This window comes from Lysobacter sp. FW306-1B-D06B, from assembly GCF_038446665.1.
Taxonomy (GTDB): Bacteria; Pseudomonadota; Gammaproteobacteria; order Xanthomonadales; family Xanthomonadaceae; genus Lysobacter_J.
Window position 1 is genome coordinate 2,564,859 of the sequence record NZ_CP151802.1, and the last position, 18,270, is coordinate 2,583,128.

At 68.5% G+C, this 18,270-nt stretch carries 10 protein-coding genes; 5 read left to right on the forward strand and 5 right to left on the reverse strand.

Annotated elements, in window-relative coordinates; translation table 11 throughout:
- The first annotated feature begins 24 nt into the window (after positions 1-24).
- Positions 25-3,201, forward strand: a complete 3,177-nt coding sequence (locus AAFF32_RS11820) for a discoidin domain-containing protein (RefSeq protein ID WP_342317271.1) — start codon at positions 25-27, stop codon at positions 3,199-3,201.
- 358 nt (positions 3,202-3,559) lie between these two features.
- Here the strand turns inward: AAFF32_RS11820 and AAFF32_RS11825 are convergent, their stop codons facing one another.
- Both AAFF32_RS11825 and AAFF32_RS11830 read right to left on the reverse strand, forming a co-directional pair.
- Positions 3,560-4,699 carry an efflux RND transporter periplasmic adaptor subunit gene (locus AAFF32_RS11825; RefSeq protein WP_342315277.1) on the reverse strand — a complete coding sequence of 380 codons (1,140 nt, stop codon included), beginning with the start codon at positions 4,697-4,699 and terminating at the stop codon, positions 3,560-3,562.
- Positions 4,696-7,905, reverse strand: a complete 3,210-nt coding sequence (locus AAFF32_RS11830) for an efflux RND transporter permease subunit (RefSeq protein WP_342315278.1) — start codon at positions 7,903-7,905, stop codon at positions 4,696-4,698. The genes AAFF32_RS11825 and AAFF32_RS11830 overlap by 4 nt, the downstream gene beginning before the upstream one ends.
- A gap of 264 nt (positions 7,906-8,169) precedes the next feature.
- Here AAFF32_RS11830 and AAFF32_RS11835 point away from each other — a divergent pair, with 264 nt between their 5' ends.
- Together AAFF32_RS11835 and AAFF32_RS11840 are read left to right on the forward strand one after the other, a co-directional pair.
- A complete protein-coding gene (locus AAFF32_RS11835) occupies positions 8,170-9,108 on the forward strand; it encodes an AraC family transcriptional regulator (protein WP_216958164.1) in 939 nt (312 codons plus the stop codon).
- 181 nt (positions 9,109-9,289) lie between these two features.
- Positions 9,290-9,862 (forward strand): hypothetical protein, encoded by a 573-nt coding sequence (locus AAFF32_RS11840; RefSeq protein ID WP_342315279.1) that lies wholly within the window; start codon positions 9,290-9,292, stop codon positions 9,860-9,862.
- Positions 9,863-9,869: 7 nt separating this feature from the next.
- On the opposite strand, the gene pgl is transcribed toward AAFF32_RS11840, so the two are convergent.
- The 3 genes from pgl to AAFF32_RS11855 all read right to left on the reverse strand — a co-directional run bounded on the left by pgl (position 9,870) and on the right by AAFF32_RS11855 (position 13,310).
- The gene (pgl, locus tag AAFF32_RS11845) at positions 9,870-10,610 is read right to left on the reverse strand and encodes a 6-phosphogluconolactonase (protein WP_216958160.1); all 741 of its coding nucleotides are present in this window, start codon (positions 10,608-10,610) and stop codon (positions 9,870-9,872) included.
- 40 nt (positions 10,611-10,650) lie between these two features.
- Positions 10,651-11,640: a glucokinase gene (gene glk / locus AAFF32_RS11850; protein WP_254200132.1), complete on the reverse strand. Its 990-nt coding sequence runs from the start codon at positions 11,638-11,640 to the stop codon at positions 10,651-10,653.
- Between the two features lie 284 nt (positions 11,641-11,924).
- The gene (locus tag AAFF32_RS11855; protein ID WP_216958157.1) at positions 11,925-13,310 is read right to left on the reverse strand and encodes a GH1 family beta-glucosidase; all 1,386 of its coding nucleotides are present in this window, start codon (positions 13,308-13,310) and stop codon (positions 11,925-11,927) included.
- Positions 13,311-13,451: 141 nt separating this feature from the next.
- Between AAFF32_RS11855 and ugpC the strand changes: the two genes are divergently transcribed.
- Positions 13,452-14,552: a sn-glycerol-3-phosphate ABC transporter ATP-binding protein UgpC gene (gene ugpC / locus AAFF32_RS11860; RefSeq protein WP_342315280.1), complete on the forward strand. Its 1,101-nt coding sequence runs from the start codon at positions 13,452-13,454 to the stop codon at positions 14,550-14,552.
- Positions 14,553-14,730: 178 nt separating this feature from the next.
- Positions 14,731-18,234, forward strand: a complete 3,504-nt coding sequence (smc, locus tag AAFF32_RS11865; protein ID WP_342315281.1) for a chromosome segregation protein SMC — start codon at positions 14,731-14,733, stop codon at positions 18,232-18,234.
- Positions 18,235-18,270: the final 36 nt, after the last annotated feature.

Sequence of the window (18,270 nt, forward strand, 5' to 3'; positions counted from 1 at the left end):
GCGTGGGCCGGTGTGCTCGTTCCGATGATGGCGTGGGCGCAGGGCGTCGGAGAGATCCGAGTGCTGGACGCCTTCGAAACCACGACGCCGTGGCAGGTCGTCACCTCCGATCAGGTCAGCGGCAAGCTGCGCACAGTGCCGGGCGCGGACGGCAAGGCGGTGTGCCTGGATTACGATTTCAACGGTGTGTCCGGTTACGCCGGCCTGCAACGCGAACTGCCGCTGGACTATCCCGACGACTACGAGTTCGGTTTCCGCGTGCGTGGCGACTCGCCGCCCAACGATCTGCAATTCAAGCTGGTCGACGACAGTGGCGACAACGTGTGGTGGGTAAACAAGCCGCGCTTCGAGTTTCCCAAGGAGTGGACACCGGTCGTCTACAAGAAACGTCACATCAGCCGTGCATGGGGTCCTACGCCGGACTCGACGCTGCGCCACAGTCGCAAGGTCGAGTTCACGATCTACAACAGCGTCGGCGGCAAAGGGACGGTGTGCCTGGACACGCTAACCTTCCGTCGACGGCCGGTGGACACCACACCGCCGCCGCGTCCTTCGGCACGCGCCAGCGTGGAGATGGTCGGCGGCGCTCCGGCGTTCGCCGTCGACGACGACGCGGCCAGTGCCTGGATCGCACCGGTAGAGGTGTCGCCCGCGCCACTGCTGGAAGTGGACCTGGGGCGTCTGCGTGAGTTCGGTGGACTGACCCTGCGCTGGGCGCCGGGTCACGCGGCGACGCGGTACCGCGTCGCGCTGTCTCGCGACGGTCGCGACTGGCAGGACGTGCGCGAAGTATCCAGTGGCAATGGCGGCCAGGACCCGATCGCGCTGCCCGAATCGGAGGCGCGTTACCTGCGCCTGCAATTTGAGGCCGGCCAGGATGCGCAGCCTTACTCGCCGCCGTACTACGCGCTTGCGGACGTAGTGATCGAGCCGCTGGCCTTCGCGGCGACGCCGAACGACTTCGTGCGTTCCGTCGCGAAGGATGCGCCGCGTGGGCATTTCCCGCGCGGTTTCAGCGGCGAGCAGCCGTACTGGACGATCCTCGGCCTGGACGGCGGCGTCGAACAGGGCCTGATCGGCGAGGATGGCGCCATCGAAGTGGGCAAGGGCGCCTTCAGCATCGAGCCGTTCGTGGTGAGCGACGGCCGGCTCGTGTCGTGGGCGGACGTGAAGACGACGCAGTCGCTGCAGGACGGCTACCTGCCGATTCCCTCGGTGCACTGGCAGCACGCCGAGTTCGCCCTCGACATCACCGCCTTCGCGCACGGCGAGCGCGACAATTCCCATCTCACCGCGCGCTATCGCCTGCGCAACACCTCCGACCACCCGCGTCGTTACGTCTTCGCGCTGGCGGCGCGGCCGATGCAGGTGAATCCGCCGACGCAGTTCCTCAGCACCGTCGGTGGCGTGAGTGCGATCCATTCGATCAGCGCGAGCGAAGGCGTCATCTCGGTCGAGGGCCGGAATCCGGTGCGCGCGAGCAAGTCCCATGCTGCCTTCGCCAGCCGTTTCGACGAGGGCGACGTGGTGGCGCGGATGGCGCGCGCGGACTGGTCTTCGTTCTGCGCGGGCGGCTGCGAGACGGGCAACGTGTTCACCGCGGTCGGCCCTTCAACCACGAGCGTGTCCGACGACACCGGGCTCGCATCGGGTGCGCTGTTGTACTCGGTGGAACTGGCGCCGGGCCAGGCGAGCGAGTTCGACTGGAGCGTGCGCCTCACCGGGAAGGACCCGCAGCCGCCGCGTCCGCCGATCGACGCCGCCAAGGCACAGGAGGCCACCGCCGCGCTGTGGCGGAGCAAGCTCGACCGCGTGCAACTGCGTGTTCCCGCGCATGGGCAGCACGTCGTCGACACGCTGCGCACCGCGCTGGCGCACATGCTGATCAGCCGCATCGGACCGCGCCTGCAACCGGGAACGCGCTCGTATTCGCGCGCGTGGATCCGCGACGGCGCGATGATCGGCGAAGGCCTGTTGCGCATGGGCCGCGAAGACGTGGCGACGGAGTTCCTTCGCTGGTATGCGCCATATCAATTCGACAACGGCAAGGTGCCGTGCTGCGTGGACGATCGCGGCAGCGATCCGGTGCCCGAGAACGACAGCCACGGCGAGCTGATCTTCACCATCGCCGAGGTGTACCGCTTCAACCGCGACCGCGCCCTGCTCGAATCGATGTGGCCGCACGTGGTCGGCGCGTTCGAGTACATGGAGAAGCTGCGCCTGAGCGAGCGCACGGAGGCGAACCGCGCGCGCAATCCCGCGTTCTACGGAATGATGCCGGCCTCGATCAGCCACGAAGGCTATTCGGCCAAGCCGATGCACTCGTACTGGGACAACTTCTGGGCGCTGCGCGGCTACAAGGATGCGGTGGAGATCGCGCAGTGGCTGGGCAAGGGTGACGATGCGAAGCGGTTCGCCGTCTCGCGCGACCAGTTCCGCGACGACCTGTACGCCTCGCTGCGCGCGGCGACGCAGCAGCACGGCATCGACTTCCTGCCGGGTGCGGCGGAGCTGGGCGATTTCGATGCGACTTCCACGACGATCGCGCTCGCGCCCGGCGGCGAACAGGGGCGGTTGCCGCAGGACCTGCTGACGAACACGTTCGAACGCTACTGGCGCGAGTTCGTGGCCCGTCGCGATGGCACGCGCGAGTGGAAGGACTACACGCCCTACGAGCTGCGCACCATCGGCACCTTCGTCCGCCTGGGCTGGCGCGATCGCGCGCACGAGGCGCTGGATTTCTTCTTCGCCGACCAGCAGCCGCGCGCGTGGAACCAATGGGCCGAAGTCGTCTCGCGCACGCCGCGCAAGCCGTTCTTCGTGGGCGATCTGCCGCATGCGTGGGTTGCTTCGGATTACGTGCGTTCGGCGTTGGACCTGTTCGCGTACACGCGCGATGCGGACGATGCGCTGGTGCTCGCCGCGGGCATTCCGTCGGGCTGGCTGGCGGGCGAGGGCGTCGGCGTTTCGAACCTGCGCACGACGTACGGGCCGCTTGGCTATTCGCTGATGGAGCGCGATGGGCGTGTGCTGTTCTCGCTGTCGCCCGATACGAAAGTGCCGCCGGGCGGTGTGGTGCTGACCTGGCCGTATGCGACGGCGCCGGGGGCGACGCGGATCGACGGAAAGCCCGCGCAGTGGAAGGGGGGCGAGCTGAAGATCGAGCGTGCGGGAGCGAAGGTCGAAGTCGCGCTGCGTTGATTCCGCCGTTCGGTCTAGCAGCTATACCGTCATCCCGGCGAAGGCCGGGACCCAGGCGCAGTGCATTCGAACTATCAAGCGCCGAACAACCGCTGCGCCGAAACAACCCCAGCGCCGAAACAACCGCAGCGCCGAAACAACCCGAGCGTCATCCCAGCGAAAGCTGGGATCCATGTTGATCTTGCGATCGGGTGACGCTGGCGCGCGCCACGAAGATCCAAAATGGATTCCTGCTTCCGCAGCAATGACGGAATGGCAGCGGCAAGGCTGCGTGCCTGGGTCCCGGCCTTCGCCGGGATGACGGTGTCTTTATCGCCTCGAGCAGCGCTGCGGCCGAGGTGCGCGCGAGCGCCGAGGGCTACTTCTTCTCCGCCACGAACGCCCGCGCCTTCACCGGACTGCCTGCGGTCAGCAGCGCGTTCGGCGCCAGCACGACGGTGTCGTTTGCCGCCACGCCGGAGAGGATCTCGATGTCATTGCCCAGGTTGCGCCCCAGGGTGACATCGCGGAAGTCGAGCCTGCCGTCCTTCACGGTCGCCACCTGCGCGCCGCTGCCGCGCTGGATCACCGTCGACACCGGCACCACCATCGCCGGCGCCGCGCGCGAGAGATGCAGGGCGACCGTACCGACCATGCCGGCGGGAATGCGGCTGTCGGGATTGGGCAGGCGCAGCTCGGTACGCATCACGCCCGCATCGCGCGAGATGGCATTCGCGCTGCGCACGACCTGCGCCTTGAACGTCTGGCCCGGGAGTTCGGGGAAGGTGACGTCGCCTTCCACGCCGGCCTGCAACTGCAGCGCCACGTTCTGCGGAACGTCGACCACCACGCGCAGCGGATCGAGCGCGTTCACCTCGAACATCGGTTCGGCACTGGCCGCATCGCCGACCACGCGATCGCCGCGTTCCACATTGCGCGCGACGACGATGCCGGAGAACGGTGCACGCACGGTCTGGAAGCCCTGTCGCTCGCGCGCAGCCGCCAGTCGCGCTTCGGCGGCGCCGCGCGCGGCGATGGCCACGTCGTAGTTGGCCTTGCGGTCGCTGTAGAGCTCCTTGGAGATCGCGCCGGAGCCGATGAGCACTTCGGCGCGGTCGTAGTTCACCTTCGCCAGTTCCTGGTCGGCCTTGGCCTGGGCGAGCACGGCGGCGGCTTCGCGCACGGCCTGGTCGGATTCGGGCGCGGAGATCACCGCCAGCACCTGGCCGGCTTCGACCTTGTCGCCCAGGTCGGCGCGGCGTTCGCTGACGAAGCCGGTCGCGCGCGGGAAGAGCTGCGCCGATTCTCCGGCGAGCGCGCGCGCGGGCAGGCGCAGTTCGAAGGTGTTGTCGGCGGCCTTGGCCTGCACGGTCAGGACTTCCGCCACGACCTGCGGCGGCGTGGTTTCGGCCGAGCTGCCGTTACAGCCGGTCAGCGCGATCGCGAGCGACAGCGCGCTGAAGGCGAGCAGGGCACCCCGTGCCGACGTGAAGCGCGCGTGAGAGAGGGAGGTGGTCATGGGGTGGCTCCTGCTTCGGCACCTTCGGCACCGGGCACGTCTTCGGGATGGGCGGCATGGCGCGCGGCGGCGGGCATGCGCCGGCCGAGCACCGCGAGGATCGAGGGAACGAGGATCAGCGTGGCCGGCGTGCCGAACAGCAGGCCGCCGATGACGGCACGGCCCAGCGGCGCGTTCTGCTCGCCGCCTTCGCCCAGGCCCAGCGCCATCGGCACGATGCCCAGCACCATGGCGCTTGCGGTCATCAGCACCGGGCGCAGGCGCACGGCGGCGGATTCGTAGGCGGCGAGTTCCGGATCGTGGCCCTGCGCGACCAGGCCGCGCGCGAAGCTCGTCACCAGCACGCTGTTCGCGGTGGACACGCCGATCACCATCATCACGCCCATCAGCGCCGGCACGCTCAGCGGCGTGCCGGTGACGAACAGGGCGAACGCGGCGCCGGCGATCGCGATGGGCAGGCCGGACATCGCCACCAGCGGCTGTATCCACGACTGGAAGTTCACCACCAGCACGAGGAAGACGAGCGCGGCCGACATCAGCAGGCCCGCGGCGAGTTCGCTGTAGGCGCTCTGCATCTCGCCGGCCTGGCCGACGATCTCGATGCGGTTGCCGGGCTTGAGGCGGCCTTCCAGTTCCTTGGTAATGCCGTTCAATGCGTCGTAGACCGAGCCCAGGTCCGTGCCTTCGACGTTGGCCAGCACGCTGATCGTCGGCGCCAGCGTCGTGCGGGCGAGCGAGGCCGGCACGCGGCGCGGCGTGACCGTGGCGATGTTGCGCAACAGCACCGCCTGCCCATCGCTGCCGATGCGCAGCGGCGCGTTGAGCAGTTCGTCGATGTTGGTCATGTTCACCGGCGGCGCCTGCACCTGCACGGTGTAGGCCAGCGCGTTGACGGTGTCGGTCCAGTACACCGGCGTCACCGTGCCGGAGGAGCCCAACACCGCGAGCACGGCGCGACTGGCCTGCTGCGCATCCAGGCCGAGTTGCGCGGCACGCGTGCGGTCGATGTGCACCTGGTATTCGGGCAGATCGAGCACCTGGCGCAGCGCGACGTCCACCGCGCCCGGGACTTTGCCCAGTCGCTGTTCGATCTCACGCGCGAGCGCAAGATTGCCCGCGTTGTCGCGACCGATGATGCGCACCTCGAACGCCGCCGCGGCCGAACCGGCCAGCGTGCGGCTGGTCGCGTCCGGCGGGCGCTCGAACATCTTCACGTCGGGGTACTTCTGGGCGATGAGGTGGCGGATCTTCGACAGGTATTCGTGGCTGGGGCCGTGCGGCGTCTTCAGCTGCAGCATGATCTCGGCCTCGAACGAGCCGACCACCGCGCTGTCGACCAGCGACAGGTTCACGGCGTCGGGCACGCCGATCTGCTCGTAGACGGTCTGCAATTCGTCGGCCGGAACGATCTTGCGGATCTCGCGCTGGATGTCGGTGACGCGCGCAGCGGTTTCCTCAAGACGCGTGCCCGACGGGAAACGCACCTGGAAACGCAGCTGGCCGGCATCGACATGCGGGAAGTACTCGCGGCCCAGCGACACCGCCGACACGCCGCCGATGGCGATCACCAGCAGCGCGGCAATGGCGAGCACGCCGCCGTGGTGGCCCAGCTTCACCAGCAACGCATGGTGCCGGTCGCGCAGCGAATCCAGCGTGTGCTCGACCTTGTGGTTGATCTTGAGCAGCAACTTCTCGGGCGCCCAGCGCGGGTTCGCGCGGCTCTTGATGTCCGCCGGCAGCAGCAGGTAGCACAGCACCGGGATGAGCGTGCGCGAGAGCAGGAACGAGGCGAGCATCGCGAAGATCACCGCCAGCGCCAGTGGCGTGAACACCCACGCCGACAGGCCCGTCATCAGCAGGATCGGCGTGAGCACGATGCAGATGGCGATGGTGGACACCATCTCCGGGAACACGACTTCCTTCGCGCTGTCCAGGATCGCCGTTCGCACGTCCTTGCCCAGGGCGATGTTGCGGTTGGTGTTCTCCACGTCCACCACGGCGTTGTCGACCAGGATGCCGATCGCCAGCGCCAGGCCGCCCAGCGTCATCACGTTGAAGGTGTAGCCCAGCAGGCTGAGCATCGCGACGGAGGCGAGCAGCGCCAGCGGAATCGCCGACAGCACGATCAGGCTGGAACGCCACGAGCCGATGAACACCAGCACCACCAGTGCGACCAGCAGGCCGACCAGCAGCGCTTCGTGGCGGATCGAGCCGATCGCGTTGTCGACGAACACCGACTGGTCGAAGATCGGCTGGATGCGCGTGCCGGGCGGCGCGGAGGCTTCGATTTCGGGAAGACGCTCGCGCACCGAGCGCACCAGCTCCACGGCCGATGCGTTGCCGAGCTTGATCAGCGCAACGGCCACCGCGCTGGAACCGTCCATGCGCGCGACGTTGGTCTGCAATGCGCCGCCGTCGCGCACCGAAGCGATGTCGCGCACGTACACCAGCGTGCCGTTGCGCGAGGCAACGGGGATGTCGAGGAAGTCCGCCGCCGTTGCGGGGCTCGTGTCGAGCGAGATCTGCATCTCGCGCGCGTTTTCGCGGATCGCGCCGGAGGGCAGGGTGGGGCTGCCGCGTTCGAGCGCGCCGGTGACGTCGGCCGGCGTGAGGCCGTAGGTCTGCAACGCCGCCGGGTTGAGGTCGACCATGATCTGCCGTGCCGCGCCGCCGTAGGGCAGCGACATGCGGATGCCGGGGATCGTCTGGATCTGCGAGCGCAATTGCAGGCGCGCGTAGTCGTACAGCTGTGCTTCGGTCAGCGAATCCGAGGACAGCACCAGCATCAGCACCGGCGTGGAGGACACGTTGTTGCGGATCACCAGCGGCGGCGAAGTGCCCGGCGGCATGCGGCGCAGGATCGTCTGCGAGACCGAGGTGATCTGGCCCAGTGCGCGATCCAGGCTCACCGTGGGCTGGAAATCGATGCGCACGATGCTGGCGCCGTTGATCGTCTCCGAGCGCACTTCTTTCAGGTCATCGACCGTGTTCATGATCGCCACCTCGGAGAACGAGGTGAGCTTGGCGGCCATGTCCGCAGCCGGCAGGCCGTTGTAGGTCCACACCAGGTTGACCGAGGGGATGCCGACCTCGGGGAGGATGTCGGTGGGCATGCGCCGCGCGGCCAGGGTGCCGAACAGCAGGATCAGGATCGCGAGCACGCCGATGGTGTACCGGCGGCTCAGGGCGTACTGGACAATCCACATGGTGCGGCCGGCCTCTGCGGGGCGAAGCGTCTGGAGACGGCGCCAACCGCAACGTCCCGCGCGACCTGCGCCGCGACGGGCGGCAGGGCGTGGGGCACGACGCGTGGGCCTTTCGTGTCCGGGTTATGGTCGCGCCGCGGCGGTTGCGTTGGAAAGTCCATTGCTGCGAAATCATTGCCCGATCCTGCAAATCGACCGGATCGGCAACATGACCTCTGGCCTAGACGCCATAATCGGCATGGTTGAGGAACGTGACGGAACGCCATGAATGCCAGTGTTTCCACGGCAACGCCCGAACACCATGCCGGTTGCCCCGCGCTGCGCGAGCTTGCCGGCCGGATTGCCCGATTGACGCCGTCCGACGGCGTCCATGGCACCGCGTACGCGCCGCTGAGCGTGGTCCGCATCAGCCAGCCGACCGAGTGCATGCCGGCCGTGTACGAGCCGCGTCTGGTGATCGTCGCGCAGGGCTGCAAGACCGCGACGCTGGCGGGGCAGACCTACTACTACAACCCGCTCAACTACCTCGTCGTGTCGGTGACGCTGCCGGTGTCGGGGCAGGTGATCGAGGCCACGCCGGATGAGCCGTACCTGTGCCTGCGCCTGGACATCGATCCGGACGACGTGGCGAGTCTTCTCGTGGACGCCGGGCAGTCGCCGGCACCGCCGCCTTCAGGCGTGGACCCGGGGCTGTACGCCGCGCGCGTCAACGCGCCGCTGATGGACGCCGTGTTGCGGTTGATGCGCCTGCTCGACGCGCCGGACGATCTGGCGATGCTCGCGGCGATGACGCGGCGCGAGATCCTCTATCGCGTGCTCACCGGCGAACTCGGCTACCGCCTGCGTGCACTGGCGATGACCGACACACGCTCCAGCCGCATCGCGCGCGCCGTGGCGAAGCTGCGCGAGGACTACCTGGAGCCGCTGAGCATCGATGAACTCGCGCGCACCGTGCACATGAGCACTTCCTCGTTCCACCACCAGTTCAAGGCGGTGACGACGATGTCGCCGCTGCAGTTCCAGAAGCATCTGCGCCTGCACGAAGCGCGGCGCCTGATGATGGCCGGCGGCATGGAGGCGCTCTCCGCCGCGCGCCATGTCGGCTACGAGAGCCCGTCGCAGTTCAGTCGCGAGTACAAGCGCCTGTTCGGTGCGCCGCCACGCTCGGAGGTGGGTCGTTCGCGGGGTGTGCCGCAGGTGTAGGTCTCCCGGGCCGCCGCTGCGCCCGCCCGCCCGCCTGAAGTCGGGCGCCAATCCCCACGGTGGGGAGTGGCGCGCCCGCTGCGTTGTGTTCATTCGGGCACAACAGCCGGCCGTGGGCGCCGTCAGACTGGACGCGCGCCGGCACGCGCCGATGCATCCGACGCCAACAGGGGATCGCGCCATGAGCACGTTGCAGGACCTGAGGATCGATTTCGAACGCCGTAGCCGTCGTTCCATGTCCATGCCGATCGCCGGGACCATCGTCTGGTCGGTGGCGGGCGTCGCCGGACTGTTCCTGCCTCTGAAATCGGGCGTCACCGTGCTCGTGCTCGCGATGGCGCTGATCTTCCCGCTCGCCCTGGCCGTCGCGTCCGTTCGCGGCGAGGAACTCACCGGCCGCGACAATCCGCTGTCACGGCTGATGGGCGCGTGCGTGGTGATGGTCAACCTGCTGTGGGCACTGCACATCCCGCTGTACTTCGCGATGCCGCGGTTCGTGCCGCTGAGCCTGGGAATCGCGCTCGGGCTGCACTGGGTCGTGTACTCGTGGATCGTCGCGCATCCGCTGGGTTACCGGCACGCGATCGTGCGCACCCTCGGGCTGCTCGCGGCGTGGTGGCTGTTTCCGGAATGGCCGGTCACGGCCTGCGCGGCGGTCGTGGTCGCCGCCTATGCGTTCACGCTGGTCGAGATGGCGCGCCGCCCCGTGCCTGCCTTGGCGCAACCGGCGCAGATCGCCTCCGAGCCGGCCTGATCCGGCGTCATTCGCACCAGTGCACTTCCAAGGGTCGGCCGTGCTTGCTGTCCAGTGCGAGCAGCACGGGCCAGCGTTGCGGGTCGTTTGATGCGACGGCCTGCTCGAAGATCATGCGCTTGCGCTCGCCCTGCAACAGCAGAAGGCGATGCGGGATGCGCGCCAGACCGTACGGCGTGAGGCTGATGCGGCGCGGCCACTGGCGAGCGCCCGGGCAATCGTGCGCGTCCACGACCGCGTAGTCGCGCGGGCTGGCGAGGATGCGGTCGAAACCTTCCATGCCGGGGAACAGCGACGCGACGTGGCCGTCTTCGCCCATGCCGAGCACCGCGATGGCCGCCTGGTTGCGCGCGTGCGCGTTGGCGGTGGCCACCGCGCCTTCGATGTGGCGGCCGGGCTGCGTCATCGGTTCGAAATGCGCGACGGCGGCGTGATCGCGCAGCAGGTCGCGGTGCACGAGCCAGGCGTTGCTGTCGGGGTCGTCGGGCAGCAGCCAGCGCTCGTCGACCAGACCGACATCCACGCGCTCCCACTCGAGCGGTGCCTGCGACAGAGCGCGATAGACCGGCCCCGGCGTGCCACCGCCGGACAGCAGCAACCGCGCGCGCGGCCGCAGGCTCAGTTCGCGGCGCAGTTCGGCGGCGATCGCCACGGCCGCGGCCCAGGTCCAGACCTCGTGGTTCGGATGCACGTGCAGCACGTACGCCGCAGCGGCGTCGTCGCGCGGAAGGGGCGAGCGGTCGGCCATGCGCGAATCCTCGCACAGCCCACCTCAAGACGACGTCTGCTTACGCGACGTCCTGGGCGAGCGCGGCGGCGCCGAGCAGGCCCGGCTGCGGATGCACCACCGCCAGGGTCGGAATGCGCGCCATCACCGGCGAGAACCGGCCCTTGTATTCGAAGCGCTGGCGGAAGCCGGAATGGGCGATCGACGGCAGCAGCTTGGGCACCAGCCCGCCGGTGAGGAAGACGCCGTCCCATGCGCCCAGCGTCAGCACCAGATCGCCGGCCGCCGCGCCGAATACCGCGCAAAAGACGTCGATCGTGCGCAGGCTGCGCGGGTCGCCGTCTTTCGCCCGCGCGGTGACGTCGGCGGGCGTGAGCGGGCCGGGGTCTTCGCCGGCGATGTTGCTCAGCGCACGGTGCAGGTTCACCAGGCCCTGGCCGCTGACCAGGCGTTCGTTCGACACGCGACCGAACTCGGCCGACATCTGCTGGAGGATCTCGATCTCCTCCGGCGAGTTCGGCGCGAAGCTGACATGGCCGCCTTCGGTCTGCAGCGGAAAATGGCGGCCGCCGCGACGCAGCAGCCCGCCCACGCCCAGGCCGGTTCCCGCGCCGATGATGGCGAAGGTGCGGTCCTGGCGATCGTGTCCATTCCAGCCGATGCCGCCCAGCGCGACCACATCCTGCGGACGCAGCAGCGAGGCGCCCATGGCCTGCGCGGCGAAGTCGTTGACCAGGCGCAGCGATTCCAGACCCAGCGATTCGCCCGTGCGTGCGGCGGAAATCACCCAGGGATGGTTGGTGATGCGCGCCTCATCGCCGTCCACGCGACCGGCCACGGCGAACACGCCCGTGCGCGCACGCGCGCCGGTGACGTCCAGGTAGTGCGCGGCGGCATCGGCGAGCGAGGGAAAGTCCGCGACGGCGAACTCGCGCACGCTGTCCATCAGCAGCGGATCGGTGTCGTCGTGCCGGGCCAGCGCGAAACGCGCGTTGGTGCCGCCGATGTCGGCGAGCAGGGCGTGGGATTCGGGGGCGGAGGAGTCGCTCAAGGCATCACCACGGCGGAGTCGTCGCGCATCGCGCAGGTTGTCGCGCAGCGTAATGGACCGTCACGCGTCTGTCTGCGATGCGGGCGCGCCAAGGTGATGTCCGGGCGACTGAATACGAAATCAGCGCGCGGCAACATGGTTCCCGTAGCCCGGGGAAGCGAAGCGCATCCGGGCAGATGCGCCGACGAACCCGGGTGCGCTTCGCTTACCCGGGCTACAAAGACGGCGGGACCCGCTGCCGAGGGAGGGAATGGGGCAGCGGATCCCGTCGCGAAAACGCGCCCTCAGTAGGGCAGCGGATCGGACAGCGAACGCCCGTGGCTTGCGATCACCTTCGAGTACCACAGCGCGCTGTCCTTGGGCGTGCGCTCCTGCGTGGCGTAGTTCACGTGGATCATGCCGAAGCGCTTGGAATAGCCCAGCGACCATTCCAGGTTGTCCAGCAGCGACCACAGCATGTAGCCGCGGATGTCCACGCCGGCGTCGATGGCGTCGTGGATCGCCCGCAGGTGCTTGCGCAGGTAATCGGTGCGCAGCGGGTCCTTGATGCGTCGCTTGCCGTCGTCGTCCGCCATCGCGGTCGGCGGATCGAAGAACGCCGCGCCGTTCTCGGTGATGTAGACCGGCAGGTCGCCGTAGGTCTGCTTGAACCACAGCAGCAGGTCGGTCAGGCCTTGCGGGAACACTTCCCAGCCGGTCTCGGTGTAGGTGCCCAGCGGCTGGCGCACGACGCCGGTGTTGAGCGGGTAGCTCTCGGCGGCCTTGGTCACGCTGCGCGTGTAGTAGTTGATGCCGACGAAGTCGAGCTTCTGCTTGATCAGCTCGTAGTCTTCCGCCGGCCACTGCGGCCAGGCGTCACCGAAGATCTCCTTCAGTTCCGGCGGGTAATGGCCGAGCAGGGCGGGGTGCAGGTACTGCTCGTTCATGTAGGCATGCGCGCGGCGAACGGCGGCGGCGTCTTCCTTCGAATCGGTCGCCGGGTACTTCGGCTCGATGTTCACCACCAGGCCGATCTCGTGCTTGCCGATCTCGCGATACGCCTTCACCGCCGCGCCGTGTGCGCGCATCAGGTTGTGCGAGGCGATCGGCGCTTCGTACTTGCTGCGATGGCCCGGCGCCAGCGCGCCGTGCAGGTAGCCGCCGTCGGTGACCACCCACGGCTCGTTGAGCGTGACCCACTTCTTCACGCGGCCGTCGAGCTCGCGGTACATCACGCTGGCGTACTCGGCGAACCAGTCGGCGATGTCGCGGTTGAGCCAGCCGCCGCGATCGTCCAGCGCCGCCGGCAGGTCCCAGTGGTAGAGCGTGAGCAGCGGTTCGATGCCGTTGTTGAGCAGTTCGTCGACCAGGCGCGAGTAGAAGTCCAGGCCCTTCTGGTTCACGCGGCCGGTGCCGTCGGGCAGGATGCGCGACCACGACACGCTGAAGCGGTAGGCCTGCAGGCCCAGCTCGCGCATCAGCTTCACGTCGTCGCGCCAGCGGTTGTAGTGATCGCACGCGACATCGCCGGTGTCGCCGTTGAGCATCATCCCGGGCGTGTGCGCGAAGCGCGTCCAGATGCTCGGGCCGGCGCCATCGGCCAGCGGCGAGCCTTCGATCTGATGGGCGGCGGTGGCGGCGCCCCACAGGAAGCCCTTGGGGAATGCGAACTGATCGGACGCTTGACTCATCGGTACGGTGGCCTGACGGGGTGGATAGGCATGAAAACGGTTACATGGCAGGATAGCGGACGCCGGTGACATTTGCATCGCCGGCGCGTCGAAAATGCCGGTACGGTCCGTCGAGGCCGCCCAGGGGCTCCCGAGGAATTCATGGCGAAGGTCACGCTGGATCGTCTGCGCAAGGTGTACCCCAACGGCTACGTGGGCGTGGACGACGCGACCTTCGAGATCGGCGACGGCGAGCTGATGGTGCTGGTCGGTCCTTCCGGCTGCGGCAAGTCCACGCTGCTGCGCATGATCGCCGGGCTTGAGACGATCACCTCCGGCGAGTTGCGCATCGGCGATCGCGTGGTGAACGACATCGCACCGAAGGATCGCGACATCGCGATGGTGTTCCAGAGCTACGCGCTATACCCGCACATGACGGTGGCCGAGAACCTCGGCTTCGGGCTGAAGCTGCGCGGCGCGTCCAAGGACGAGGTCGCCCGTCGCGTGCGCGAATCGGCGCAGATGCTGGAACTGGAACCGCTGCTGGATCGCAAGCCCGCCGCGCTGTCGGGCGGCCAGCGCCAGCGTGTCGCGCTCGGTCGCGCATTGGTGCGGCAGCCGCAGGTGTTCCTGCTCGACGAACCGCTGTCCAACCTCGACGCCAAGCTGCGCGCATCCACGCGCGTGGAAATCGCGCGCCTGCACCGCAAGCTCGGCACGACGATGATCTATGTCACCCACGACCAGGTCGAAGCGATGACGCTGGGCCAGCGGATCGTGGTGCTCGACAAAGGCCGCATCCAGCAGATCGACACGCCGATGGCGCTGTACAACCGGCCGGCGAACCTGTTCGTGGCCACGTTCCTGGGCAGCCCGAAGATGAACCTGCTGCAGGGCGAGGTGGTGGAGCGCGGCGGCGGGCTGGCGTTGCGCCTGACGGACGGAGTGGACTTCGCTCTGGTGGCCGAGGAGGAATTGCTCGGCACCTTGCGCCGGCAGGTCGGCCGGCGGCTGATCGTGGGCCTGCGGCCGGAGGACCTCTCCCTGGCCGACGCCGGCCCCGGGCGCCTGACGGCCCGGGTGGAAACGGTCGAGCCGGTCGGCAACGAGGCCTTCCTCAATCTGGACTGTGGCGGCGAGGAGATGGTCGTGCGCCTCCCGCCCCGCAAGCTGCCCAAGGTCGGCGACACCGTCCACCTGGACCACAACCCCGACCACCTGCACTTCTTCGACCCGGATACCGGCCGCAGCCTGCGCGCCTGAACCCGCAGCCGCCCGTCGAAGACCCGGCCGCCGCCGCGTTGCGGCCCGCTATACTCCCTCTGTAAACGGCTGGAAAGCCGTAGCTCGCCCGTGTCTTTCAAGGACTTGGACGACAAACCTCATCCCAGTTGGTACTTCGAAGGCCGCGCCCAGGCGCCGCCAGAGGCAAGCCCGCCGCATGCGTCTGTCCACGATCAAGCTCTCCGGTTTCAAATCCTTCGTCGATCCGACCACGCTGCATTTGCCGACCAACATGACCGGCGTCGTCGGTCCCAATGGTTGCGGCAAGTCCAACATCATCGACGCCGTGCGCTGGGTGATGGGCGAAAGCTCGGCCAGCCGCCTGCGCGGCGATTCGCTGACCGACGTGATCTTCGCCGGCTCCTCCGCCCGCAAGCCCGTCTCGCAGGCGATGGTGGAGCTGATCTTCGACAACTCCGACCACACCATCACCGGTGAGTACGCGGCGTTCAACGAGATCTCGGTCAAGCGCACCGTCAGCCGCGACGGCTCCAGCCAGTACTACCTCAACGGCGCCAAGTGCCGCCGCCGCGACATCACCGACCTGTTCCTGGGCACCGGCCTGGGGCCGCGCAGCTACTCGATCATCGAGCAGGGCATGATTTCGCAGGTCATCGAGGCCAAGCCGGAAGAACTGCGCGTCTACCTGGAAGAAGCCGCCGGCATCTCCAAGTACAAGGAACGCCGCAAGGAAACCGAAACCCGCATCCGCCACACGCGCGAGAACCTCGACCGCCTGGGCGACCTGCGTGAGGAAGTCGGCAAGCAGCTCGAGCACCTCAAGCGCCAGGCGCGTCAGGCCGAGCAGTACCAGGCGATCCAGGCCGAGCGGAAGATCAAGGATGCGGAATGGAAGGCGCTGGAACATCGCGCCCTCGACCAGAAGCTGCAGGGTCAGCGCGAGAAGCTGGCCCAGCAGGAAACCCGCCTGCAGCAGCTCATCGCCGAACAGCGCGAAGCCGAGCGCGAGATCGAAGTCGGCCGCGTCAAGCGCGAGGACGCCGCCGAGGCCCTGAACAAGGCGCAGGCCGCCAGCTACGAAGTCAGCGGCACCTTGGCCCGCGTCGAGCAGCAGATCCAGCACCAGCGCGAGATGGCCAACCGCCTGCACAAGGCGCGTGACGAGGCGATGGCTGCGCTGGCCGAGCTGGGCGAGCACATGGGCAGCGACCAGTCCAAGCTCGACGTGCTGCGCGCCGCCGTGGCCGACGCCGAGCCGCGCCTGGAACAGCTGCGCGACGAAGATGAAATGCGCCAGGACGCGTTGCGCGATGCGGAAGCCGCACTCGTGGACTGGCAGCAGCGCTGGGACGCGCACAGCCGCGCACAAGCCGAGGCCGCACGCGCCGCCGACGTGGAACGCACGCGCATCGAACACCTGGACCGCCAGGTGTTGGACGCCGACCGCCGCCGCGAGACGCTCAACAACGAGCGTTCCGGCCTGGACCTGACGGCGCTGAGCGAGTCCTTCGCCACGTTGCAGGAACAGCACGAAACGCAGAAGTTTTCGATCGACAGCCTCAGCGAGGAGCTGGAGACCCGCAAGGGCGCGCTGGGCGATCTGCAGGATCAGCAGCGCGCCACGCAGACCGAGCTGGCCGAAGTGCGCAAGCAGGCGCAAGCCGCGCGCGGACGCTTGTCCTCGCTGGAAACCCTGCAGCACGCCGCGCTCGGCCAGGAGCAGGGCGCGGCGTTGAGCTGGCTCAAGGCACGCGGGCTGGATTCGGCCACGCGGGTGGGCGAGGCGCTGCAGGTCGAGGCCGGCTGGGAAAACGCGGTGGAAAGCGCGCTCGGCCAGATGATCGAAGGCGTGCTGGTGGAGTCGCCGGAAACGCTGGTGGAGGCCATCGGCGAACTCGGCGAAGGGCGGCTGGCGCTGGTCGATCCGCAGAACGATTCGTTGGAGTTCGCGCCGACCTCGCTGGCCTCCAAGGTGCGTGGCCCGATCGCGGTCCGCCGCATCCTCGCCCGCCTGCATGCGGCCGAGGATCTGAGCCAGGCACGTGCGTTGCTGGCGCGTCTGGGCGAGGGCGAATCCGTCATCACCCGCAACGGCGAACGCATGGGCGCCGGCTGGGTGCGCGTGCTGCGCTCCGGCGCGGCTCAGCAGGGCGCGCTGCTGCGCGAGCGCGACATCCAGACGCTGCGCGGCGAGATCGAAACGCTGCTGTCGCGCGAGAAGGAACTGGAATCGCTGCAGGTGCAACTGCGCGATCGCACGCTCGCCGCCGAGCAGCTGCGCGAGGACGCGCAGCGCACGTTGTACATGGCGCATCGCAGCGTGTCGGAACTGGCCGGCCAGCTGCAGAGCCAGCAGGGCCGCCTGGACAGCGCACGCTCGCGCATCGAGAAGATCGACACCGAACTGGCGCAGATCGCGCAGAACCTCGAGGCCGCGCAAGAGCAGGCACGCGAAGCGCGCAACCTGCAGGAAGAAGCGGTCATGCGCATGACCGAGCTGGAAGACGCGCGCCAGGCGCTGGAGAGCGAACGCCGCCGTTTCGGCGAAGCGCGCGAGCAGGCGCGCAACGTCGCCCGCGAGTCGCGCGACACCGCGCACGCACTGGCGCTCACCCTGGAATCGCAGCGCACCCAGATCACCGCGCTCGAACAGGCCCTGGCACGCATGGGCGGCCAGCGCGGCCAGCTCGACTCGCGCCTGGGCGAACTGTCCGCGCAGCTGACCGACGGCGACGATCCGGTCGTCGTGCTGGAAGAGCAGCGCCAGGTCGCGCTCGAGCAGCGCGTGCTCACCGAACAGAACCTCACCATCGCGCGCACCACGCTGGACGGCATCGACAACGACCTGCGCCGCTTCGAACAGGTCCGCCACCAGCGCGACGACCAGGCCATCCAGCAGCGCGAGGCCATCGGCCAGCGCCGCCTGGAACAGCAGGCGCTCGTGCTCAAGGCCGAGCAGCTGGCCGCGGCCGTGGTCGAGGCGGGCTTCGTGCTGGAGGATGTGGTCAACACGCTCACCGACGACATGGACGCGCAGGTCTGGGAGCGCACCGTCAACGAGCTGGACGGCAAGCTGCGCCGCCTGGAGCCGGTCAACCTCGCCGCGATCGCCGAACACGCCGAGGCCGAGCAGCGCAAGGAATACCTCGACGCCCAGAACACCGACCTCACCACCGCCCTGGAAACGCTGGAAGAAGCCATCCGCAAGATCGACCGCGAGACCCGCGGCCGCTTCAAGGACACCTTCGACCGCGTCAATTCCGGCGTGCAGGAGCTGTACCCGCGCCTGTTCGGCGGCGGCCACGCCTACCTGGAACTCACCGGCGAGGACCTGCTGGACACCGGCGTGTCGATCATGGCGCGTCCGCCGGGCAAGCGCGTGTCGAACATCTCGCTGCTCTCCGGCGGCGAGAAGGCGATGACCGCCGTGGCGCTGGTGTTCGCGATCTTCCGCCTCAATCCCGCGCCGTTCTGCCTGCTCGACGAGGTGGACGCGCCGCTGGACGAAGCCAACGTCGGGCGACTTGCTCAGATGGTCAGCGAGATGAGTGAACAGGTACAGTTCCTGTTCGTCACCCACAACAAGGCGACGATGGAAGCCGCGCTGCAGCTGTCGGGCGTGACCATGCGCGAGCCGGGCGTGAGCCGCCTGGTCTCGGTCGACCTGGCCGAAGCCTCGCGTCTGGCGGGTGTGGCGTAAGAGCCGGGATTCGGGAATGGAGATTCGGGATTCGAT

Bases quoted from the DNA above. Each gene is read 5' to 3' on its own strand.
- AAFF32_RS11820 (WP_342317271.1), top strand. From the start codon at position 25: ATGATGGCGTGGGCGCAGGGCGTCGGAGAGATCCGAGTGCTGGACGCC.
- AAFF32_RS11855 (WP_216958157.1), bottom strand. From the start codon at position 13,310: ATGAGTCAAGCGTCCGATCAGTTCGCATTCCCCAAGGGCTTCCTGTGG.
- pgl (WP_216958160.1), bottom strand. From the start codon at position 10,610: ATGGCCGACCGCTCGCCCCTTCCGCGCGACGACGCCGCTGCGGCGTAC.
- AAFF32_RS11830 (WP_342315278.1), bottom strand. From the start codon at position 7,905: ATGTGGATTGTCCAGTACGCCCTGAGCCGCCGGTACACCATCGGCGTG.
- AAFF32_RS11835 (WP_216958164.1), top strand. From the start codon at position 8,170: ATGAATGCCAGTGTTTCCACGGCAACGCCCGAACACCATGCCGGTTGC.
- smc (WP_342315281.1), top strand. From the start codon at position 14,731: ATGCGTCTGTCCACGATCAAGCTCTCCGGTTTCAAATCCTTCGTCGAT.
- ugpC (WP_342315280.1), top strand. From the start codon at position 13,452: ATGGCGAAGGTCACGCTGGATCGTCTGCGCAAGGTGTACCCCAACGGC.
- AAFF32_RS11840 (WP_342315279.1), top strand. From the start codon at position 9,290: ATGAGCACGTTGCAGGACCTGAGGATCGATTTCGAACGCCGTAGCCGT.
- AAFF32_RS11825 (WP_342315277.1), bottom strand. From the start codon at position 4,699: ATGACCACCTCCCTCTCTCACGCGCGCTTCACGTCGGCACGGGGTGCC.